Origin of the sequence: Streptomyces sp. NPDC058145 (assembly GCF_042884245.1) — a bacterium.
Taxonomy (GTDB): domain Bacteria; phylum Actinomycetota; class Actinomycetes; order Streptomycetales; family Streptomycetaceae; genus Streptomyces.
The window spans coordinates 231693-254147 of the sequence record NZ_JBHVUH010000003.1 but is presented as its reverse complement, the minus strand read 5'-3'; the positions used below and the strand labels follow the sequence as shown (position 1 = coordinate 254147).

16 protein-coding genes are annotated in these 22455 nt (G+C 73.2%); 14 read left to right on the top strand and 2 right to left on the bottom strand.

Features of this window, described 5'->3' with window-relative positions:
* Positions 1-170: 170 nt before the first annotated feature.
* Entirely contained in the window at positions 171-854 is a 684-nt protein-coding gene (locus ACFVVO_RS08010; RefSeq protein WP_390052747.1) for a response regulator, read from the top strand.
* Between the two features lie 139 nt (positions 855-993).
* Entirely contained in the window at positions 994-1887 is an 894-nt protein-coding gene (locus ACFVVO_RS08005; RefSeq protein WP_390052745.1) for a universal stress protein, read from the top strand.
* A gap of 125 nt (positions 1888-2012) precedes the next feature.
* On the opposite strand, the gene ppk2 is transcribed toward ACFVVO_RS08005, so the two are convergent.
* Positions 2013-2816 carry a polyphosphate kinase 2 gene (gene ppk2 / locus ACFVVO_RS08000; protein ID WP_390052743.1) on the bottom strand — a complete coding sequence of 268 codons (804 nt, stop codon included), beginning with the start codon at positions 2814-2816 and terminating at the stop codon, positions 2013-2015.
* Positions 2817-3144: 328 nt separating this feature from the next.
* Here ppk2 and ACFVVO_RS07995 point away from each other — a divergent pair, with 328 nt between their 5' ends.
* The 5 genes from ACFVVO_RS07995 (at position 3145) to ACFVVO_RS07975 (ending at position 10364) form a co-directional block, all read left to right on the top strand.
* Entirely contained in the window at positions 3145-5838 is a 2694-nt protein-coding gene (locus tag ACFVVO_RS07995) for a GNAT family N-acetyltransferase (RefSeq protein WP_390052741.1), read from the top strand.
* Positions 5839-5909: 71 nt separating this feature from the next.
* Positions 5910-6407, top strand: a complete 498-nt coding sequence (locus ACFVVO_RS07990) for a flavodoxin domain-containing protein (protein ID WP_390052739.1) — start codon at positions 5910-5912, stop codon at positions 6405-6407.
* Between the two features lie 144 nt (positions 6408-6551).
* On the top strand, positions 6552-7565 hold the full coding sequence (locus tag ACFVVO_RS07985) for a 2-hydroxyacid dehydrogenase (RefSeq protein WP_390052737.1): 1014 nt from the start codon (positions 6552-6554) through the stop codon (positions 7563-7565).
* Between the two features lie 90 nt (positions 7566-7655).
* Positions 7656-8663, top strand: a complete 1008-nt coding sequence (locus tag ACFVVO_RS07980) for an Acg family FMN-binding oxidoreductase (RefSeq protein WP_390052735.1) — start codon at positions 7656-7658, stop codon at positions 8661-8663.
* Positions 8664-9158: 495 nt separating this feature from the next.
* The gene (locus ACFVVO_RS07975) at positions 9159-10364 is read left to right on the top strand and encodes a globin domain-containing protein (RefSeq protein ID WP_390052733.1); all 1206 of its coding nucleotides are present in this window, start codon (positions 9159-9161) and stop codon (positions 10362-10364) included.
* 44 nt (positions 10365-10408) lie between these two features.
* Here ACFVVO_RS07975 and ACFVVO_RS07970 read toward each other — a convergent pair whose 3' ends face one another.
* Complete coding sequence (locus ACFVVO_RS07970) at positions 10409-10831, bottom strand: pyridoxamine 5'-phosphate oxidase family protein (RefSeq protein ID WP_390052731.1); 423 nt, start codon at positions 10829-10831, stop codon at positions 10409-10411.
* Positions 10832-11210: 379 nt separating this feature from the next.
* Between ACFVVO_RS07970 and ACFVVO_RS07965 the strand changes: the two genes are divergently transcribed.
* From ACFVVO_RS07965 to ACFVVO_RS07935, 7 genes are all read left to right on the top strand, one after another.
* Entirely contained in the window at positions 11211-12458 is a 1248-nt protein-coding gene (locus tag ACFVVO_RS07965) for an MFS transporter (RefSeq protein WP_390052729.1), read from the top strand.
* 19 nt (positions 12459-12477) lie between these two features.
* Positions 12478-12957 (top strand): hemerythrin domain-containing protein, encoded by a 480-nt coding sequence (locus ACFVVO_RS07960; RefSeq protein ID WP_390052728.1) that lies wholly within the window; start codon positions 12478-12480, stop codon positions 12955-12957.
* 155 nt (positions 12958-13112) lie between these two features.
* Positions 13113-16850 (top strand): nitrate reductase subunit alpha, encoded by a 3738-nt coding sequence (locus ACFVVO_RS07955; RefSeq protein ID WP_390052726.1) that lies wholly within the window; start codon positions 13113-13115, stop codon positions 16848-16850.
* 1 nt (position 16851) lies between these two features.
* Positions 16852-18582: a nitrate reductase subunit beta gene (narH, locus tag ACFVVO_RS07950; protein WP_390052725.1), complete on the top strand. Its 1731-nt coding sequence runs from the start codon at positions 16852-16854 to the stop codon at positions 18580-18582.
* A complete protein-coding gene (narJ, locus tag ACFVVO_RS07945; protein ID WP_390052723.1) occupies positions 18579-19238 on the top strand; it encodes a nitrate reductase molybdenum cofactor assembly chaperone in 660 nt (219 codons plus the stop codon). The genes narH and narJ overlap by 4 nt, the downstream gene beginning before the upstream one ends.
* Positions 19235-20014: a respiratory nitrate reductase subunit gamma gene (gene narI / locus ACFVVO_RS07940; RefSeq protein ID WP_390052722.1), complete on the top strand. Its 780-nt coding sequence runs from the start codon at positions 19235-19237 to the stop codon at positions 20012-20014. The genes narJ and narI overlap by 4 nt, the downstream gene beginning before the upstream one ends.
* A 51-nt stretch (positions 20015-20065) precedes the next feature.
* A complete protein-coding gene (locus ACFVVO_RS07935) occupies positions 20066-22450 on the top strand; it encodes a phosphoketolase (protein WP_390052720.1) in 2385 nt (794 codons plus the stop codon).
* The last annotated feature ends 5 nt before the right edge of the window (positions 22451-22455 follow it).

The following is a 22455-nucleotide window of genomic DNA, read 5'->3' as shown; positions in this document are numbered from 1 at the left end:
CCCGGCAGAGCGGACGTCACGCCGGGCACGGGCCCGTGACCGGCATGGCGCGGCGCCGCGCACACCAGGGCCGTTCGGCCCTGGCTGTCCGGCCCGGACGGGGCAAGGATCCGTAGGGAAGCCGCCGGCACCCACGGGCGGCCACGGAGAGCGCGAACAAGGAGCGGTCAATGGCGGACGGCGAGCGGGGCAGCCCGATCCGGGTCTTCCTGCTGGACGACCACGAAGTCGTTCGGCGCGGTGTGCGCGACCTGCTGACCGACGAGCCGGACATCGAGGTGATCGGCGAGGCCGGCACCGTGGAGCAGGCGCTGGTGCGGGTGCCCGCTCTTCGCCCCCAGGTGGCGGTGCTGGACGTCCGGCTGCCCGACGGCGACGGCGTGAGCGTGTGCCGGGAGCTGCGCTCGCGCATGCCCGAGCTGGCCTGCCTCATGCTGACCTCGTTCGACGACGAGGAGGCGCTGCTCGACTCGATCATGGCGGGGGCCTCCGGCTACGTCCTCAAGCAGATCCAGGGCTCGGACCTGGTGTCCGCCGTACGCACCGTGGCCCGCGGTCAGTCCCTGCTCGACCCCAGCGCCACCACCAAGCTGATGGCCCGGCTGCGCGGAGGCCCGCAGCAGCATGAGGAACCCGACGAGCTGCCCGGCCTGACCGACCGCGAACGGGAGATCCTGGCGCTCATCGGTGAAGGACTGACGAACCGTCAGATCGGCCAGCGGCTGTACCTCGCCGAGAAGACGGTGAAGAACCACATCTCCCGGCTGCTCGCCAAACTCGGCGTGGAGCGCCGCATCCAGGCCGCCGTGATCGCCACCCAGATCCAGGACAGGCGGGAGCGGGAGGGGCGCTGACCGGACAACGTCCCCTCAGGACAGGGACGTTCGGCCCGCGGGGGGAGACCTTCGGCATCCGGCGCGGCGCCACGCACCCGGCCAGAGTGAGTGGCACGACGCCGTGACGGCGTCCCCCGATCCACGAGAGGTGGACATCATGTCCCGCACCATCACCGTAGGCATCGACGGTTCGGCCGAGAGCCGCGCCGCCGCGGAGTGGGCCGCCCGTGAGGCGCTACTGCGCGGCCTGCCGGTGAAGCTGGTCCAGGTCTGGCAGCCGGTGCCGGAGCCCATGGCCGAGGCCCCACTGCTGGGCGCCGACACCCACCAGCACTGGACCGAGCGGATCCTCCGTGAGGCCGCCGACGCCCTGCGGTCGGGCCACCCCGGCCTCGAGGTGAGCACCGAGCAGCTCACCGGACAGCCGGCCGAGCTCCTGACCGCCGCGGCCGGCGAGGCCGAACTGCTCGTGCTCGGCTCGCGCGGCCTCAGCGGGCTCGGCGGCTTCCTGGTCGGCTCGGTGGGGCAGTCCGTCGTGGCGCACAGCGAGCGGCCCGTCATCCTGGTCCGCTGCGGCGAGCAGGCCGCCGGTGAGCACGGCACGGGCGCGGTGGGCGATCCGGTGGGCCCCGTCGTGCTGGGACTGGACGTCAGGGCGCCGGACGCGGCCCCGATCGAGTTCGCGTTCGAGGCGGCCGAGCGCGGCTCGGTGCCGCTGCGGGTGGTGCACGCCTGGAACCCGCCGTCGTACTACTACTCGTACGGCATGGCCATGGACCCCGAGGTCACCACGACGGTGGCGCACAGCCACGCCGCCGCCCTGGACGAGGCCCTGCGGCCCTGGCGGCAGAAGCACCCCGGCGTCGAGGTCGTCACGGAGTCCCGCTGGATCAGCCCCTCGCTCCTGCTGATCGAGGCCTCCCAGGACGCCTCCCTGGTCGTGGTCGGCCGGCGCGTCCGCCGCTCTCCGGTCGGCGCCCACATCGGCACCGTCGCCCACGCCGTCCTGCACCACGCCACCGCGCCCGTCGCCGTCGTGGCGCACGACTGACGCACGGCTCCGCCCACCCGGCCGCCGCCGCACCCCGGCGAGGGCGCGGCGGCGGCCGTCGTGCGGGGCGGCCCGTGGCATGGGCGGCCGTGGCGTGGGGCGGCCCGTGGCTTGGGCCCGGCCGCTCAGAGGCCGGCGGCGTGATCGGGCACGTAGGTCTGCAGATCGCGCGGCGGACGCTCGTATCCGGTCGACGGCGGCCTCGGCGGCAGCCGCAGCACCTGCGGCGGCACCTCGTGGTAGGGGACGGAGTCGAGCAGGTGGGCGATCATGTTCAGCCGCGCCCGCCGCTTGTCGTCGCTCTCCACGACGAACCACGGTGCCTCGGTGATGTCGGTGTGGACCAGCATCTCGTCCTTGGCCCGGGAGTAGGCCTCCCAGCGCGTGATCGACTCCAGGTCCATCGGGGACAGCTTCCACTGCCGCAGCGGATCCTCCAGCCGGCGCCGGAAGCGTTCCTGCTGCTCGGTGTCGCTCACCGAGAACCAGTACTTGCGCAGCAGGATCCCGTCTTCCACCAGCATCCGCTCGAAGAGCGGGCACTGGCGCAGGAAGAGCTGGTGCTCCTCCTTGGTGCAGAAGCCCATCACGTGCTCGACCCCGGCCCGGTTGTACCAGGACCGGTCGAACAGCACGATCTCCCCGGCGGCCGGCAGATGCTCCACGTACCGCTGGAAGTACCACTGCGTGCGCTCGCGCTCGGTCGGCTTCGGCAGCGCCGCGATCCGGGCGACCCGGGGGTTGAGATGCTCGGCGACCCGCTTGATGGTGCCGCCCTTGCCCGCCGCGTCCCGGCCCTCGAAGACCACGACCAGCCGGGCGCCCTCGACTCGCACCCACTCCTGCAGTTTCGCCAACTCGGCCTGCAGGCGCAGCAGTTCCCGCTCATACACCTCGCGCGGCAGCTTCGCTGCCTTCTTGCCGGCCATGCCGCCTCCACCACCGCCCGCCGGCCCGCCCGGTCGCTCACGCCCGGGGCCGGACACCAGGACGCCACCGTACTTTCCGCCGGAGACCGTCCGCCACCGCTGACCGCTCCCCGGCGGCCGTCCGCCACTGCTGACCGCTCTCCGGCGGCCGTCCGCCACCGCTCTCCGGCGGCCGTCCGCCACCGCTCACCCCCCGGAGGCGGGCCACCGTCCCGCCCGGCCGGCGGACCGGGGACGTACGGCCCCGTGCCGTGCCCGGACAGCCCATGGGAGCGGCGCCCGAACCGCTGGATGCTCGAGACATCGAGACGCCTTGAGGAGATCCGTGATGTCGGACGACGTGCTCAACCGCCCCCCGGTCCACGCGCTGCTCGCGGACGGCACCACCGCGTGCATCCGTCCCGTGACCCCGGCCGACCACGACGGCGTGCGGCGGTTCTACGAGGAGATGTCACCGGAGAACCTGCGACTGCGGTTCTTCTCCGTCAGCCGGCGGTCCGCCGGCCTCGCCGCCGACCGGGCCTGCGCCCCGGGCCGCCCCGGATATCGGGCCCTGCTGGCCCGGACCCAGGACCGGGTGCTCGGGCTCGCGGAGTACGACACGGCGGGGGAGAAGGACACGGCCGAGATCTCGATCGCCGTCGGCGACACCCTGCACCACCTCGGCGTGGGCACCCTGCTCGTGGAGCACCTGGTCTCGGCGGCCCGCGCCGACGGCGTCACCACCTTCACCGCCGACGCGCTCAGCGAGAACCGGGAGGTGCTCCGGCTCTTCTCCGACCTCGGCCTGCGTGTCACCCGCCGCTTCGAGGGGCCCGAGGTCCGGTGCACCATCAGGCTCGACCAGGACGACACATACCTGTCGGCCGTGGAGGCCCGGGGCCGGGCCGCCGACGTCGCCAGTCTCGTGCCGCTGCTGCGCCCCGACGCGGTCGCCGTCGTGGGCGCCGGACGCACCCCCGGCTCGGTCGGCCGGGCGGTCCTGCACCATCTGAGGGCCGGCGGATACACCCGCCGCCTGTTCGCGGTGAACCCGGGCGTCGACCACATCCTCGGCGTGCCCTCCTACCCGGCCGTCGGCGACCTGCCGCTCACCCCCGACCTGGTGGTCGTCGCCGTGCCCGCCGCGGCGGTCCCGGCCGTCGCCGAGGAGTGCGGCAAGGCCGGCGTCCGGGCCCTGGTGGTCGTGACCGCCGGCCTCGACGCCGACCAGGCACGGACCCTGCTGGCCGCCTGCCGCACCCACGGCATGCGGCTCGTCGGCCCGAACTGCCTCGGCGTCTCGAACACCGAGTCCGGCCTGCGCCTGGACGCCACCTTCGCCGCCGGGCATCCACGCCCCGGCACCGCCGGTGTCGCCGTGCAGTCCGGCGGCGTCGGCATCGCCCTGCTCGACGGCCTGTCCCGGCTGGGCATCGGCGTCTCCTCCTTCGCGGCCCTCGGCGACAAGTACGACGTCAGCGGCAACGACATGCTCCAGTGGTGGGAGAGCGACGGCCGCACCGACCTCGCCCTGCTGCACCTGGAGTCCTTCGGCGGCCCGCGCGCCTTCTCCCGCACCGCCCGCCGGGTCACCCGCCGCATGCCGGTGCTCACCGTGGACGCCGGCCGCACCGTCGCGGGCCGCCGCGCCGCCGCCTCGCACACCGCGGCCGCCGCCACCCGCACTATGACCCGGCAGGCCCTGTTCGACCAGGCGGGCATCACCGCGACCCGCTCGGTGGGCGAACTCCTCGGTACCGCCGCGCTGCTGCACTCCCAGCCGCTCCCCGCCGGCCCCCGCGTCGCGATCGTCACCAACGCGGGCGGCGCCGGCGTTCTCACGGCCGACGCCTGCGCCGAGGCGGGACTCGCCCTGCCGCCGCTCCCCCCGGAACTGATCGACGACCTGCTCGCCGTGCTCCCCGAGGGCGCCGCCGCCGGCAACCCGGTCGACGCCACCGCCGCCGTCACGGAGGAGCAGCTCACCGACTGCCTGGAGCGGCTGACGCGGCACCCGGGCGTCGACGCCGTCCTGGTCGCGCTCGTGCCCACCGCGGTCGCCGCCGCGACCGGCGACGACCTGGTCCGGGCCCTCACCGGCGCACCCGGGCACGGGGCCAAGCCGGTGGCCGCGGTGCGCCTCGAACAGGACCTGCCGGTCCGGTTGCTGCCCGCCGCCGGCGGCAGTGCTGTTCCGTCCTACGCCGAGCCGCAGGCGGCCGCCCGGGCGCTGGCCCACGCCGCCCGCCGCTCGTCCTGGCTCGCCCGCCCCGCGGGCACCGTCCCGGACCTGGACGGCGTCGAGACGGCGCGCGCCCGCGAGGTCGTGCGGACCTTCCTGGCCGCGCACCCCGACGGCGGCCGACTCGACCCGCGCACCTGCGCCGACCTGCTGGCCTGCTACGGCATTCCGCAGCTCCCCTGGGCGTGGGCGGAGACCGAGGACGAGGCCGTCATGGCCGCCGAACGGCTGCGCGGCCCGGACGGCCGGGTGGTCATGAAGGCGCACTGGCCGGGACTGGTCCACAAGAGCGAACAGCGCGCCGTCCACCTCGACCTCCAGGGCGACTCACAAGTGCGCGCCGCCTTCCGGGACTTCGAGAACAGGTTCGCGGGGCTGCTCACCGGAGCGGTCGTGCAGCCGCTGGCGGCGCGCGGCACCGAACTGTTCGCCGGTGTCGTCCAGGACGAGGTCTTCGGACCACTCGTGCTGTTCGGGCTCGGCGGCACCGCGACCGAGGTGCTCGGCGACCACGCCGCCCGGCTGGCCCCGCTCACCGACCACGACGTGCACGACCTGATCACCGCGCCGCGCTGCGCCCCGCTGCTGTTCGGCGCGCACGGCAGCGGCCCCGCGGACCTCGAGGGCCTCGAGCAGTTGCTGCACCGGCTGTCCCGCATGGCGGCCGACCTGCCGCAGCTCGCCGAGGCCGACTTCAACCCCGTGCTCGCCACCCCGGACCGGGTCTCCGTGCTCGACGCGCGGGTGCGCCTGGTCCCGCGCGATGCCCAGGACCCCTATCTGCGCCGGCTCCGCTGAGGCGGAACCGCGGACGGACCACGGTGGGGCCGGCGACCGGCCGCACCGGAAGTGAGAGGAGGTGGACCGCCATGACCGGCAGGGTTCTGGTGGCCTACGGTTCGACGAACGGATCGACGGCGCGGATCGCCGAGACCGTCGCCGGGGTGCTGCGCGAGGCGGGGCTCGCGGCCGATGCGCGGCCCGCCGGGTCGGTCCCGGGCGTCACCCCGTACGACGCCGTGGTGGTCGGCGGCGCGCTGTACGCCGGGCGCTGGCAGAAGGACGCACGCCGGTTCGTGCGCCGTCACCGCCGGGAGCTGGCCGGGCGCCCGGTCTGGTTCTTCAGCAGCGGGCCGCTCGACCCCTCCGCCTCGGAGCGCGACATCCCGCCCGAGGCCGGAGTGCGGCGCGCCATGAACCGGGTCGACGCCAGGGATCACATCACGTTCGGCGGCTGCCTGGAGGAGGGCGCCAAGGGCAGGATCGCCCGGATGATCCTCAGCGGCGGCAAGGGCGGCGACTTCCGGGACTTCCCCGCGATCGAGACGTGGGCGGCCGGGGTCGCGGCCGAGCTGACGGCCCGCTGACCGGCGACGGGGCGCCGTGGCACGCATGGTGACGCGGCGTCCGGGGACGATGGGCCCCGTCTCCCGGCCCGGTCGGCCCTCTCGTCCGGGGCGGTCCCGTCCTACGGTGGAGGGGTGATCGCCGGATGCGACCGAGGAGAACACGTGGAGATCGTTGCGTATGGCGTCCTCGCCGACGAGGAGCCACTGCTGAGGGAGGCGTTCGACAGCGCGTTCGCCGGCCGCCATGAGCTGCGCTGCCTGCGGCTGTTCCTGGACCGGGACACGACACCGACCGCCCTGGGGCACGAGATCGTGCTCAGCAGTGTCAACGACACCCTGGACGCCGGGGTGCTGCGCTCCCTCGCCGAGGGCGGCACGCGGATGATCGCGCAGCGCTCCACCGGGTACAACAACATAGACCTGACCGCCGCGAGGGAACTCGGGCTGACCGTGGCCCGGGTCTCGTACTACTCGCCTTACGCGGTCGCCGAGTTCGCCTGGACCCTGGCCCTGGCGGTCGACCGCCGGATCGTCCGGGCCGCCCAGCGCACCCGGGACTTCGACTTCCGGCTCGACGGACTCATGGGCCGCGACCTGCGCGGCCGCACGGCCGGGGTGGTGGGCACCGGGAAGATCGGCGCCGCGTTCGCCCGGATCGCCCACGGATTCGGCATGCGGCTGCTGGGCTGGGACGTCGCCGAGAACCCGGACTGCCTCGCCCTCGGCATGGAGTACGTCTCGCGCGAGCGGCTGTTCACCGAGGCGGACCTGGTCAGCCTGCACGTCCCGCTGCTGCCCGACACGCACCACCTCGTCGACGCCAAGTCCCTGGCCCTGATGAAGGAGGACGCCATTCTGGTCAACTCCAGCCGTGGCGGCCTGGTGGACACCGACGCCCTGCTGGAGACACTGCGCGCGGGCCGGCTGAGAGGTGTCGGCCTCGACGTGTACGAGGAGGAGGCCGGCGTGTTCTTCCTGGACAAGTCGCTGGAGGTGATGACCGACGAACGCCTCGCCAGGCTGATGACCTTCAGCAACGTCCTGGTCACCTCCCACCAGGCGTACTTCACCAGGGACGCCGTCGGCCAGATCGCCCGGACCACCGTGACCAACATCGAGGACTACGTCGTCGGCCGCTCCGGCGAGAACGTGCTCGTCCGTCCCGGTACGGCCTGAGACACACCCGGCACCGCAGGGCCCGCGGCGCCGTCCGGCCGGATACTGGAGACGGGGAGCCGAGGGGGCCCGATCCGCGAGGAGGGCGTGATGGACCCGCAGCAACTCGACGCGAAGGCCGCGGCCGCACTGGTCGCGGAAGCCGTGGTCGCCCCGTCCATGCACAACGCGCAGCCATGGCGCTTCCGCCTGCGGGAGGACGAGGGCGTGCTCGAGCTGCGCCCCGATCTCGACCGGGCCATGCCCCGCTCGGACCCCGGCAACCGGGCGCTGTACATCGGCTGCGGCGCGGCGCTGTTCAACCTGCGCGTCGCCGCCGCGCACGCCGGACTCGCCCGTGAGGTACGGCTGCTGCCGGATCCCGCGGAACCGCTGCTGCTCGCCGCCGTCCGGCCGGCCCCGGCGGAGGGCCGCGGCGTGCCGGACGAGGACGACCTGGCGCGGCTGCACCCGGCGATCCGCCGGCGGCACACCAGCCGGCACCCCTTCGACGAGAAGGACATCCCCGAGGACGCCCGGGCGGCCCTGCGGGCGGCGGCCGCGCGCGAGGGGGCGGAGCTGCTCTTCCCCGGCCCGTGGCACGTGGAGACCGTGCTCGACCTGGTCCACGACGCGGAGAGCCGGGACGCCGTGCGCCCCGAGGGCATGGAGGACCTGCGGCGCTGGACCAGGCTCGGACCCGAGGCGGACATCGCCACCGACGGCGTGCCCGAGTACGCGTTCGGACCCCGGATGCGGGACGGCCGCGCCCCGCTGCGGGACTTCGCCGGACGCCGGCCGGTGGCCGACCGCGGCACCACCGCCTTCGAGCACAACCCGCACCTCGCCCTGCTGAGCACACCCGGCGACGCCCCCGCCGACTGGCTGCGCGCGGGCCAGGCGCTGGAACGCGTCCTGCTGGAGGCCACCCTCGCGGGACTCGCCACCTCCCTGACCTCCCACGCACTGGAGAGCCCGGACCTGCGCCTGCTGGTCCGCGATCCGGTCGTCGGTCGGGGCCACGTCCAGATGGTGTTGCGGCTGGGCTACGGCCCCTTCGGCCCGGCCACTCCCCGGCGTCCCGTGCGAGAGGTTCTGGACATCGTCCAGACGGCTTGACCCCGTGACGGCCAGGGCCCGTGACGGCGAAGTCCCGTGGCCGCCAAGCCCCGTGACGGCGAAGTCCCGTGCCTGCCAGGGTCCGTGAAGGTGGCGTCCGTGCCTGCCAAGCCCCGTGACGGCGAAGTCCCGTAACGGCCGGGCCCTGTGTCGGCGAAGTCCCGTGCCTGCCAGGGGCCGCGACGGCGTAGTCCCGTGCCTGCCAAGCCCTGAGACGGCGATTCCCGTGACGGCCGGGCCGTGTGACGACCAAGTCCCGTGGCAGCCAAGCGCCGTGCAGGGCAGCGCCGCACCGAACTCCCACCCCGCCACCCTCCGCCGCGTGCCGTCCGGCCGCCCGAACCGGACCGACAGGCCCTGCGCACAGAGCGGTTCGGCCCCATGCGCCGTCACGGCCCCACCGAGATGATCGACACGCCGGTCCGATCCACACCCCGGATCCCGGCCGAGACGGTGAGTGCCGTCCCCAAGTGCCCGCATCCACGGAGGATCCCCATGCTTTCGCCCGAGTCGGCCGCCGTCGTCCGTGCCACCCTGCCCGCCGTCGGCGGTGCCCTGGACGAGATCACGGCACGGTTCTACGGCACCATGTTCGCCGAGCAGCCCGAACTGCTGGACGGCCTGTTCAACCGCGGCAACCAGGCCAGCGGCGAACAGCGCAGGGCGCTCGCCGGATCCATCGCGGCCTTCGCCCAGGCCCTGCTGGCCGCCCCCGACACCCGGCCGGACGCGATGCTGGCGCGCATCGCCCACAAGCACGCCGCGCTCGGTGTGACGGCCGACCAGTACACCATCGTGCACAAGTACCTGTTCGGCGCCATCGGCGAGGTCCTGGGCGAGGCGGTCACACCGGAGGTGTTCGGGGCCTGGGACGAGGTGTACTGGCTGATGGCCGGCGCGCTCATCGCCCAGGAGGCCAGGCTCTACCAGGAGGCGCGGATCGACCCGCGCGACCCGTGGCGGCAGTGGACCGTGGTGGAGCGGCGGGAGGAGACCCCCGGCGTGGCCTCCTTCCTGCTGCGCCCGGCCGACGACGGCCCGCTGCCCGCGGCCCGGGCCGGCCAGTACGTCAGCGTCCGGGTGCGGATGCCCGACGGCATCCACCAGACCCGCCAGTACAGTCTGTCGGGCGCCCCCGGCGACCGGCTGCGGCGCATCACCGTCAAGCGGGTGGCGGGCCTCGCCGACGCCCCCGAGGGCGAGGTCTCCAACCAGCTCCACCGCTCCGTGCGAGCCGGTGACGAACTCACCCTGTCGGCCCCGTTCGGGGACGTGGTCCTCGACGACGCCGGCACCCCGCTCGTGCTGGTCTCCGCCGGCATCGGCTGCACCCCGATGGTCGGCATGCTCGAGCACCTCGCCGCCACCGGCTCGGCGCGCCCGGTCAGGGTCCTGCACGCCGACCGCAGCCCGGTCGACCACGCCCTGCGGGCCGACACCCGGCGCCTGGTGGACCAACTGCCGGACGCGCGGGCGGACTTCTGGTACGAGCAGGACGCGCGGACGGAACCCGGGGCGCGCCCGGGGCTCATGGACCTCGACGGTCTCGACCTGCCCGCCGACGCCGACGTCTACCTGTGCGGCTCGCTCCCCTTCATGCGCGCCGTCCGCGCCCAGCTGCTCGGCGCCGGAGTCGCCGCCCGCCGTATCCGCTACGAGGTCTTCGGCCCCGACCTGTGGCTGGCCCACACCGGGGACTGAGCCCCGGCCCGGGACCCGGCGGCACGCCGCGGATCCGCCCCGCCTCAGTGGGCCTCTGGGCTGCCCGTCAGCTCCCGCCCGGTGACCAGCTCGGCCTCGATGCGGACGAAGACCCCGTCGTGCGTGACCACCCAGGAGCGCGGCCCGGTGCGTGACAGCCGTTCGTGCTCGGCGGGCCCGGTCACCACCGTCGCGCGACCGGTGACGACCACGCTCCACCCGGACCGGGCCCCGGCGTCGAAGTCGTCGGCCTCGAAGGCCACCACGACCCCGTCGATCGCCCGGACGAGGTCCGAGCCCGCCGAGGTGCGCAGCACGACGGAGGAGTCCGCGTCGACGGAGAAGTTGACCGGCAGCGCCGTGGGCAGCGCCCGTCGGGTGTACACGACACGGCCGACCGGCACCTTGGCCAGCAGGCGCAGGCACTCCTGCCGACCGAGTACACGGAAGCCGTCGGTGGGGTACATCCGTCCATGGTCCCTCCCGGGGGCCGGACACCGTTAGGGCCGGACGGCCCTTGGCGACGTGCCCCGGGGGGGCCGGGAGGGGCACCCACCGGGTGTCTCCGCCGGGCCCCCCGGGCAACCCGCCACCGGAGCAACCCGCCACCGGAGCAACCCGCCACCGGAGCAACCCGCCACCGGAGCAACCCGCCGCCGGAGCCGCCCGCCGCCGGACGGCCGGAAGCGGGACCGACGGGCCGGCCGCAGGGGCCGTTCGGCCCCCTCTTACGCGGGACCCGGGCACGGATAGTGGGATCAGGCCAGTGGCACGCACCGCGCGGCCGAAAGACCCGCGGCCCGTGCCGACCGCCCGGCCGCGACTGCCCACACGAAGGGGGACGGCATGCTTCAGCCGTCGAGGAAGCAGAGCGAGCGGCCGGAACGGACCGCGTCCGTGTCCGGCCGGGCGTGGCTGATGCTGGCACTGGCCACGGTGGGCTTCGCCGTCAACTTCTGGGCCTGGGCCCTGCTGAGCCCGCTCGGCCCGCGGTTCAAGGACAGCCTGGGCCTCTCCTCGTTCCAGCAGTCGCTGCTGGTGGCGGTGCCGGTGGTGGTCGGCTCGCTGGGACGGATCCCGGTGGGCGCGCTGACCGACCGGTTCGGCGGGCGCGTGATGTTCCCGCTGGTCTCGGCGGCCGCCATCGTGCCGGTGCTCTACCTGGGTCTGGCCGGGCACTCCTCGCTCGCCGCGCTGCTGGCCGGAGGGTTCTTCCTCGGTATCGGCGGCACCGCCTTCGCCGTCGGCGTGCCCTTCGTGAACGCCTGGTTCCCGCCGGAGCGGCGCGGCCTGGCCATCGGGATCTTCGGGGCCGGCATGGGCGGCACCGCGATCAGCGCGCTGACCACGGTCAACCTGGTCAAGGCGCACAGCATGGCCACCCCGTTCCTGATCACCGCCGGTGTGCTCGCCGTCTACGCGGTCGTGGCCGCCCTCGTGCTCCGCGACGCGCCCGGGCGCCCGGTGCCCACCGAGCCGCTGTCCCGACGTCTGACCGCCACCCTGAGGCTCCCGGTCACCTGGCAGGCGTCCGCGCTGTACGCGGTGGCCTTCGGCGGCTATGTCGCCTTCTCCGTCTACCTGCCCACCTACCTGAGGACCGGCTACGGCCTGACCCAGGCGGACGCGGCCAACCGGATGGCGGGGTTCGTACTGCTGGCGGTCGCGATGCGTCCGGTGGGCGGCTGGATGTCCGACCGGATCGGCCCGGTACGGGTGCTGGCCGGGTCCCTGGCCGCGGTGCTCGCCGGAGCCCTCGCCCAGTCGTTCACCCCGGCCCTGGCGCCGGCCGGCACGATCGCCTTCCTCGCGATGGCCGCCGCGCTCGGAGCGGCCAGCGGCGCCGTGTTCGCCCTGGTGGCACTGCTGGCCCCGGCGAACATGGTCGGCTCGGTCACCGGTGTCGTCGGCGCCGCCGGCGGCCTCGGAGGATTCATTCCGCCGCTGGTCATGGGAACGCTGTACGGCGCCTACGGCTCGTACGCCATCGGCCTGGCCCTGCTGGCGGTCGTGGCCGCCGCCGCTCTCACCTTCACCGGCACCGGTGTGCGCCACGCCCTCGGCCGGCGCGCCCCGGCCGACCGGGCCCACTGACGACGAGGAGAACCGCGAGATGTGCGAGTACTGCGGCTGCCAGGCGCTGGAATCAGTCGGCGAGTTGACCCTGGAGCACGAGACGGTGGTCGGCCTGATCAGCCGGGTGCGCGACGCCCACCGGGACGGGGACCTCGGGCGGATGGCGGAGGCCGCCCGGACGATCGCCGATGTGCTGGGCCCGCACACCGAGGTCGAGGAACACGGACTGTTCCCCGCGCTGGCCGGCGACTTCCCGGAGCAGCTGGCCGCCCTGGAGGACGAGCACCGCCGCATCGAGACCGTGCTGCGCGAGGCCGCCGGCGGAACACCGGCCGACCCCGCCTGGCCGGAACGGCTGATCGAGGTGCTGAACCTGCTGCGCGACCACATCCTCAAGGAACAGGACGATGTCTTCCCGGCCGCGCCGGCCTTCCTGGACACCGAGCAGTGGGAAGCCGTCGAGGCGGTACGCGCCCGGGCCGGCACCCGTATGCCGCAGCCGCGGCCGTCGACCTGACCCGGTGTCCGCACCGGGCCGGGGCCGGTCCGTGCAGAGGTATTGGCCCGACGCGTCGGTGCCGGGAATTGTGACAGCACGTGCGATGACGTTCCCTGGGACAGGGACCGAGGCGAGTATCCGAAGGGCCGTCAGGCCCGGGAAGGGGCGAAGCGGTGGCCACGGAGACGGAGCCGGCACCGGACGGGAAGCGCAGGCCGGGACCCCCGGGTCTGGACGGCGGGCTGTCGGAGGCGCTGGTGCGCTCCCGGCGGTACTTCACCCGGGCGGAGGTCTCCGAGGACCTGCGCACCCTGCACCGCAAGGGCGGCCGGCAGGCCGACGACTTCTACCGGGACCGCTGGTCGCATGACAAGGTGGTCCGCTCCACCCACGGAGTGAACTGCACCGGATCCTGCTCCTGGAAGGTGTACGTCAAGGACGGCATCATCACCTGGGAGGCCCAGCAGACCGACTACCCCTCGGTCGGCCCCGACCGCCCCGAGTACGAGCCGCGCGGCTGCCCGCGCGGCGCCGCCTTCTCCTGGTACACCTACTCGCCGACCCGGGTCCGCTACCCGTACGTGCGCGGTGTGCTGCTGCAGATGTACCGCGAGGCCAAGGCCCGGCTCGGCGACCCCGTCGTGGCCTGGGCGGACATCGTCTCCGACCCCGAGCGCTCCCGCCGCTACAAGTCGGTGCGCGGCAAGGGCGGCCTGGTACGGGCGAGTTGGGACGAGGCGGTGGAGATGGTCGCCGCCGCGCACGTGCACACCATCAAGGAGTACGGGCCCGACCGGCTGGCCGGATTCTCGCCGATCCCGGCGATGTCGATGGTCTCGCACGCCGCCGGTGCCCGCTTCTACTCGCTGCTCGGCGGCGTGATGCTCTCCTTCTACGACTGGTACGCCGACCTGCCGGTCGCCTCCCCGCAGGTCTTCGGCGACCAGACGGACGTACCGGAGTCGGGGGACTGGTGGGACGCCGGCTATCTGATCATGTGGGGCTCCAACCTGCCGGTGACCCGGACCCCGGACGCGCACTGGATGGCCGAGGCCCGCTACCGCGGCCAGAAGGTCGTAGCCGTCTCCCCGGACTACGCCGACAACGTGAAGTTCGCCGACGAGTGGCTGGCCGCCCAGCCCGGCACCGACGGCGCCCTGGCGATGGCCATGGGCCATGTGGTGCTCAAGGAGTTCTTCGCCGACCGCCGCACCTCGTACTTCGACGCCTACGTCAAGCGGTTCACCGACCTGCCGTTCCTGGTCGCCCTCGACGAGCGCGAGCCGGGGACGGGGACGTACACGCCGGGGAAGTTCCTGACCGCCGCCGATCTCGGCGGAGAGCACGCGGCCGCGGAGCACGCCGAGTTCCGCACGGTGCTGCTGGACGCCGAGGGTGTCCCCGTCGTGCCCAACGGCACCCTCGGCGACCGGTTCGGCGAGAGCGGGGCCGGCCGGTGGAACCTGAACCTCGGCGGCGTCGACCCGCTCCTGACGGCCGACGGCGGTGGCGAGGCGCCGGTGGCGGTCGAGCTGCCCCGGTTCGACGCCCCCGACGGCAGCGCCGGCGTGCTCAGGCGTGGCGTCCCGGTGCGGCGGATCGCCGGCCGGCTGGTGACCACGGTGTACGACCTGCTGCTCGCCCAGTACGGAGTTGCCCGCCCGGGCCTGCCCGGCCGCTGGCCCGCCTCGTACGACGACGCCACCGAGCCGTACACCCCCGCCTGGCAGGCCGCGATCACCGGGGTGGACGCCGGGCGGGCGGCCCGCATCGCCCGGGAGTTCGCCGCCAACGCCGAGGAGTCGCGCGGCCGTTCGATGATCATCATGGGTGCGGGCACCAACCACTGGTTCCACTCCGACACCATCTACCGTGCCTTCCTCACCCTGACCACGCTCACCGGGTGCCAGGGCGTCAACGGCGGCGGCTGGGCGCACTACGTCGGCCAGGAGAAGGTCCGCCCCATCACCGGCTACTCGGCGCTCGCCACCGCCGCCGACTGGAACCGGCCCGCGCGGACGATGATCCAGACCGCGTACTGGTACCTGCACAGCGACCAGTACCGCTACGACCCGTTCTCCGCCGACACCCTCGCGGCGGCCGGCGCCGGCGGCCCCTTCGCCGGGATGACCACCGCGGACGTGATCGCCGCCTCGGCCCGGATGGGCTGGATGCCCTCGTACCCGACCTTCGGCCGCAACCCGCTCGACCTCGCCGACGAGGCGGAGGCGGCCGGCCGGCCGGTCGCCGACCATGTGGTGGACGAACTGAAGGCCGGACGGCTCACGTTCGCCGGCGAGGACCCCGACGCGCCCCAGAACTTCCCGCGCGTGCTCACGATCTGGCGGGCCAACCTGCTCGGCTCCTCCGCCAAGGGCAACGAGTACTTCCTCAAGCACCTGCTGGGCACCGACTCCTCGGTGAACGCCACCGAGGCGCCGCCCGGGGCCCGCCCCCGGGACGTGGTGTGGCGGGAGGAGGCCCCCACCGGCAAGCTCGACCTGCTGCTCACCCTGGACTTCCGGATGACCAGCACCACCGTCTTCTCCGACGTGGTGCTCCCGGCCGCCACCTGGTACGAGAAGCACGACCTGTCCAGCACCGACATGCACCCCTACGTGCACGCCTTCAACCCGGCGATCGCCCCGCCCTGGCAGACCCGCACCGACTGGGACGCCTTCAACACCCTCGCCCGCGTGTTCAGCCGGCTCGCCGCCGGCCACCTGGGCGTGCGCAAGGACGTGATCGCCGCCCCGCTGCTGCACGACACCCCGGACGAACTGGCCACCCCGCACGGCCGGGTCCGGGACTGGAGGGCCGGCGAGTGCGACCCCGTGCCCGGCCGCACCATGCCGAGACTCGTCACCGTGGAACGGGACTACGGCGCCGTCGCCGAGAAGATGACCGCCCTCGGCCCCCTGCTCGACACCCTCGGCGCCACCACCAAGGGCGTCACCTTCAAGGTGGAGCGCGAACTCGACTACCTGCGGCACAAGAACGGCACCGTGCGCGGGGGAGTGGCGGACGGCCGGCCCCAGCTCGCCCGGGACGTGCACGCCTGCGAGGCGATCCTCGCCCTGTCCGGCACCACCAACGGCCAGCTGGCCACCCAGGGTTTCCGCACCCTGGAGGCCCGCACCGGCGCCCGGCTCGCCGACCTGGCCGCCGAACACGAGGGCAAGCAGGTCACCTTCGCCGACACCCAGGCGGCCCCCGTGCCCGTCATCACCAGCCCCGAGTGGTCCGGCTCGGAGACCGGCGGGCGCCGCTACTCCGCGTTCACCGTGAACGTCGAGCGCGGCAAACCCTGGCACACCCTCACCGGCCGCCAGCACTTCTACCTCGACCACGACTGGATGACCGCGCTCGGCGAACAACTGCCCGTCTACCGCCCGCCGTTGAACATGCACGCCCTGTTCGGAGAGCCACGGCTCGGGGACACCGGCGAACTCGGCGTGGCGGTGCGCTACCTCACCCCGCACAACAAGTGGTCCATCCACTCCGAGTACCAGGACAACCTGTTCATGCTGTCGCTGTCCCGGGGCGGGCCCACCATCTGGATGAGCACGAAGGACGCCGAGAAGATCGGCGTACGGGACAACGACTGGATCGAGGCGGTCAACCGCAACGGCGTCGTCGCCGCCCGCGCGGTCGTCTCCCACCGGATGCCCGAGGGCACCGTCTACATGCACCACGCCCAGGACCGCCTGATCGACGTGCCCCGCACCGAGACCACCGGCCGCCGCGGCGGCATCCACAACTCCCTCACCCGGCTGCTGGTCAAACCGAGCCATCTGATCGGCGGCTACGCCCAGCTCTCCTACGCCTTCAACTATCTCGGCCCCACCGGCAACCAGCGCGACGAGGTGACGGTCGTCCGCCGTCGCCGCGACCAGGAGGTGGAGTACTGACATGCCCCGCGGCGAAGCCACCATCGGACGCGTCATGGGCCAGATGGCGATGGTGATGAACCTCGACAAATGCATCGGCTGCCACACCTGTTCGGTCACCTGCAAACAGGCGTGGACCAACCGCACCGGCGTCGAGTACGTGTGGTTCAACAACGTCGAGACCCGCCCCGGCCAGGGCTACCCCCGGCGCTACGAGGACCAGGAGCGGTGGCGCGGCGGCTGGGAGCTGAACCGGCGCGGCCGGCTCTCGCTGAAGGCGGGCGGCCGGTTCAAGAAGCTGATCACCATCTTCTCCAACCCCGTGCTGCCGGCCCTGGACGACTACTACCAGCCCTGGACCTACGACTACGAGACGCTGACCAACGCCCCGCTGCAGGACCACACCCCCGTGGCCCGCCCCAAGTCCCTGATCACCGGCAAGGACATGAAGATCTCCTGGTCGGCCAACTGGGACGACGACCTGGGCGGTTCGGCCCAGCACGGCGAGAAGGACGTCCTGCTCGGCCAGGTCGCCGACAAGATCAAGCTGGAGTTCGAGCAGACGTTCATGTTCTATCTGCCGCGCATCTGCGAGCACTGCCTCAACCCCTCCTGCGCGGCCTCCTGCCCCTCCGGCGCGATCTACAAGCGCGAGGAGGACGGCATCGTCCTCGTCGACCAGGACCGCTGCCGGGGCTGGCGGATGTGCGTGACCGGATGCCCGTACAAGAAGGTCTACTTCAACCACCGCACCGGCAAGGCCGAGAAGTGCACCTTCTGCTTCCCGCGCGTCGAGGTCGGACTGCCCACCGTCTGCTCCGAGACCTGCGTCGGCCGGCTGCGCTACATCGGCCTGGTCCTCTACGACGCCGACAAGGTCCTGGAGGCCGCCTCCACCCCCGACGACACCGACCTGTACGAGGCACAGCGCTCCGTCCTCCTCGACCCGGAGGACCCCCGGGTGATCGCGGCGGCGGAGCGGTCGGGCATCCCCCGGGACTGGATCGAGGCCGCCCAGCGCTCCCCGGTGCACGCCCTGATCAACAAGTACAAGGTGGCCCTGCCGCTGCACCCGGAGTACCGCACCCTGCCCATGGTCTGGTACGTGCCCCCGCTCTCCCCGGTCGTCGACGCGGTCCGCGAGACCGGCCACGACGCCGAGGACCACCGCAACCTGTTCGCCGCCGTCGACGCGCTGCGCATCCCCGTCGACTACCTCGCCCAGCTCTTCACCGCCGGCGACCCCGCCCCTGTCGACGCCGTACTGCGCCGGCTCGCCGCCATGCGCTCCTACATGCGCGACATCAACCTCGGCCGGGAACCGGACGCCACCATCCCCGAAGGAGTCGGCATGGGCGAGGAGCAGATGTACGACATGTACCGGCTGCTGGCGCTGGCCAAGTACGACGAGCGGTACGTCATCCCGTCCGCGCACGCCGAACAGGCGCACAAGCTCGAAGAACTGGCCACCGAGTGCAGCCTGGACTACGAGGGCGGCCCCGGCATGGGAGGCAGCGGCCCCTTCGGGGAGACCTCCGGGGGCGCCGCACCCATCGCCGTGGAGAACTACCGGGCCCTGCGCGACCGGCAGACCTCCGACACCCCGGCCGCGCCCGTCGGCAAGGACACCCGCGTCAACCTCCTCAACTGGGACGGCAAGGGCTCCCCGCCCGGCCTCTTCCCGCCCCCGGCCTCCGGCGGCACCGCCGGTGACGGCGGCGACACCGGCGGGGAGGTCGAGCCCAGGCCATGAAGAGGAGACTCAGGCCGGCGGCCCGCACCGAGCCCTGGCACCCGTACGCCTGGCAGACGCAGTCCCTGCTCCTGGCCTACCCGGACGAGCAGCAGGAGCGGCGTCTGTCCCTGGCCCGCCGCGCCGCCGCCGCACTGCCCGGCCGGGTCCGCGACCCGCTCCTCGCGTTCACCGGGCACGCCGAACGCACCCCGGCCGCCGAGCTGGCCACCGCCTACGTCGCCACCTTCGACCACCGCAAGCGCTGCTGCCCGTACCTGACGTACTACGCCCACGGCGACACCCGCAAGCGCGGTATCGCCCTGCTCCGCCTCAAACAGGCCTACGCCGCCGCCGGCCTGAGCCTGTCCGAGGACGAACTGCCCGACCATCTCGCCGTCGTACTGGAGTTCGCCGGCACCGACCCGGCCGCCGGGCACCGGCTGCTCGCCGAGCACCGCGCCGGTCTCGAACTGCTGCGCCTGGCCCTGCGTGCGGAGGAGTCGCCCTGGGCCTGGGTGCTGGAGTCCGTCTCCGCCACCCTGCCGCCGCTCAAGGGCGACGATCAGGACGCCGTCGCCCGGCTCGCCGCCGAGGGGCCGCCCGAGGAGGAGGTCGGGCTCGCCCCCTACACGCCGTCGCCGTTCATGCCCGACCCCGCAGGAGGCCCGCGATGACCGCAGCCGTGCCGTCCGTCACGCCGTCCCTCACCACGGCCGCCGGGGCCGGACCCGGCGGCATCCTGCTCTGGGTGATCCTGCCCTACGTGTCCCTGGCCTTCTTCGTCCTCGGCCACCTCTGGCGCTACCGCTACGACAAGTTCGGCTGGACCACCCGCTCCTCGGAGCTGTACGAGAACCGGCTGCTGCGCATCGGCAGCCCGCTCTTCCACTTCGGCATCCTGATCGTGCTGGTCGGCCACGTCATCGGCCTGGTCCTGCCCGAGAGCTGGACGGCGGCCGCCGGCGTCTCGGAGACCGCGTACCACGTGATGGCCGTCGCCCTCGGCACCGTCGCCGGGGTGTGCACGCTGGGCGGACTGGCCATCCTGATCTACCGGCGCCGCACGGTCGGCCCGGTGTTCTCCGCCACCACCCGCAACGACAAGGCCATGTACGTCGCGCTCGCAGCGACCATCGTGCTGGGCCTGTCCGCCACCGTCGACGCCAACATCGTCGGCGGAGGCTACAACTACCGCGAGACCATCTCCGTCTGGTTCCGCTCGGTCTTCTACCTGGAACCGGACGGCAACCTCATGGCCGGCGCGCCACTGCTGTACAAGCTGCACGCGATCAGCGCGCTGCTGCTGTTCGCCTTCTGGCCCTTCACCCGCCTGGTCCACGTGCTCACCGCGCCGGTCGGCTATCTCACCCGCCCCTACATCGTCTACCGCAGCCGGGACACCCGCCTCGGCACCCGTGCGCCCCGCCGCGGCTGGGAACGCATCGGATGACGACCCACCCCCAGGGCCCAGGTCCCCGACCCGGTACGGAAAGGAACCCCGATGTCCGTCGACACCCAGCAGGCGCCCGACCGCCTCACGCAGGAGGAGCTGCGGTCGCTGGACGCCCACTGGCGCGCCGCGAACTACCTGGCCGTCGGCCAGATCTACCTCATGGCCAACCCGCTGCTGTCCGAGCCGCTGCGCCCGGAGCACATCAAGCCGCGGCTGCTCGGCCACTGGGGCACCTCACCCGGCCTCAACCTGGTGCACACCCACCTCAACCGCGTCATCAAGGCCCGCGACCTGAACGCCCTGTGCGTCTGGGGCCCCGGCCACGGCGGACCGGCCGTGCTCGCCAACTCCTGGCTCGAGGGCTCCTACTCCGAGACGTACCCCGACATCACGCGCGACGTGGCCGGCATGGCACGGCTCTTCAAGCAGTTCTCGTTCCCCGGCGGGGTGCCCAGCCACGTGGCTCCGGAGACGCCCGGCTCGATCCACGAGGGCGGCGAACTCGGCTACGCGCTCTCCCACGCCTACGGCGCCGCGCTCGACAACCCGGACCTCCTCGTCGCCTGTGTCATCGGCGACGGCGAGGCGGAGACCGGACCGCTGGCCGCCTCCTGGCACTCCAACAAGTTCCTCGACCCGGTCCACGACGGCGCCGTCCTGCCGATCCTGCACCTCAACGGCTACAAGATCGCCAACCCGACCGTGCTCGCCCGGCTCCCCGAGGCCGAACTCGACGACCTGCTCAAGGGCTACGGCCACGACCCGATCCACGTCACCGGCGACGACCCGGCCACCGTGCACCGCGCCATGGCCGCCGCCATGGACACCGCCCTGGACCGCATCGCCACCGCCCAGCGCGCCGCCCGCGAGAACGGCGCCACCGAACGGCCCCGCTGGCCGGTGATCGTGCTGCGCACCCCGAAGGGCTGGACCGGCCCGGCCGAGGTCGACGGAGTGCCCGTGGAGGGCACCTGGCGCGCCCACCAGGTCCCGCTGGCCGCCGTCCGGGACAACCCCGAGCACCTGCGGCAACTGGAGCGGTGGCTGCGCTCGTACCGGCCCGAGGAGCTCTTCGACGAGCGGGGCGCCCCGCGGCCGGAGGTCCTGGCCTGCGTGCCCGAGGGCCCCCGCCGGCTCGGCGCCACCCCACACGCCAACGGCGGCCTGCTGGCGCGCGAACTGCCGCTGCCGCCGCTGGAGCGGTACGCCGTCGGGGTCGACAAGCCCGGCGCCACGCTGCACGAACCGACCCGCCTCCTCGGCGACATGCTGGAGGACGTCATGCGGGCCACCACCGAGCGCCGCGACTTCCGCCTCGTCGGCCCGGACGAGACCGCCTCCAACCGCCTGCAGGCGGTCTACGCGGCCAGCGGCAAGGCCTGGCAGGCCAAGACCCTCGAAGTGGACGAACACCTCGACCGGCACGGCCGGGTGATGGAGATCCTGTCCGAACACACCTGCCAGGGCTGGCTGGAGGGCTACCTCCTCACCGGCCGGCACGGACTGTTCTCCTGCTACGAGGCCTTCGTCCACATCGTCGACTCGATGGTCAACCAGCACATCAAGTGGCTGCGCACCACCCGCCGGCTGCCCTGGCGGGCCCCCATCGCCTCCCTCAACTACCTGCTGACCTCGCATGTGTGGCGCCAGGACCACAACGGGTTCTCGCACCAGGACCCCGGCTTCGTCGACCACATCCTCAACAAGAGCCCGGAGGCGGTCCGGGTCTACTTCCCGCCGGACGCCAACACCCTGCTGTCCGTGGCCGACCACGCCCTGCGCAGCCGCGACTACGTCAACGTGATCGTCGCCGGCAAGCAGCCCTGCTTCGACTGGCTGCCGATGGAGCAGGCGAGCGTGCACTGCGCGCGCGGCGCCGGCGTCTGGGAGTGGGCGGGCACCGAGGACGGGTCACGGGACCCGGACGTGGTGCTGGGCTGCGCCGGCGACGTGCCCACCCAGGAGGTGCTGGCCGCCGCCCAGCTACTGCGCCGGCACCTGCCCGAGCTGGCCGTGCGGGTGGTCAACGTGGTGGACATCGCGCGGCTGCTGCCGAGCGAGGAACACCCGCACGGGATGAACGACTTCGAGTACGACGGGCTGTTCACCCCGGACAAGCCGGTCGTCTTCGCCTACCACGGCTACCCGTGGCTGATCCACCGCCTGGCCTACCGGCGCACCGGTCACCGCAACCTGCACGTGCGCGGCTACAAGGAGATCGGCACCACGACCACGCCGTTCGACATGGTGGTCAGCAACGACCTGGACCGCTACCGCCTCGTCATGGACGTCATCGACCGCGTCCCCGGACTGGCGGTGCGCGCGGCGGCCGTACGCCAGCACATGGAGGACACCCGCCAGCGTCACCACCTGTGGATCCGCGAGCACGGGACGGACCTGCCCGAGGTGGCCGACTGGACCTGGGACGGCTGAGCGCG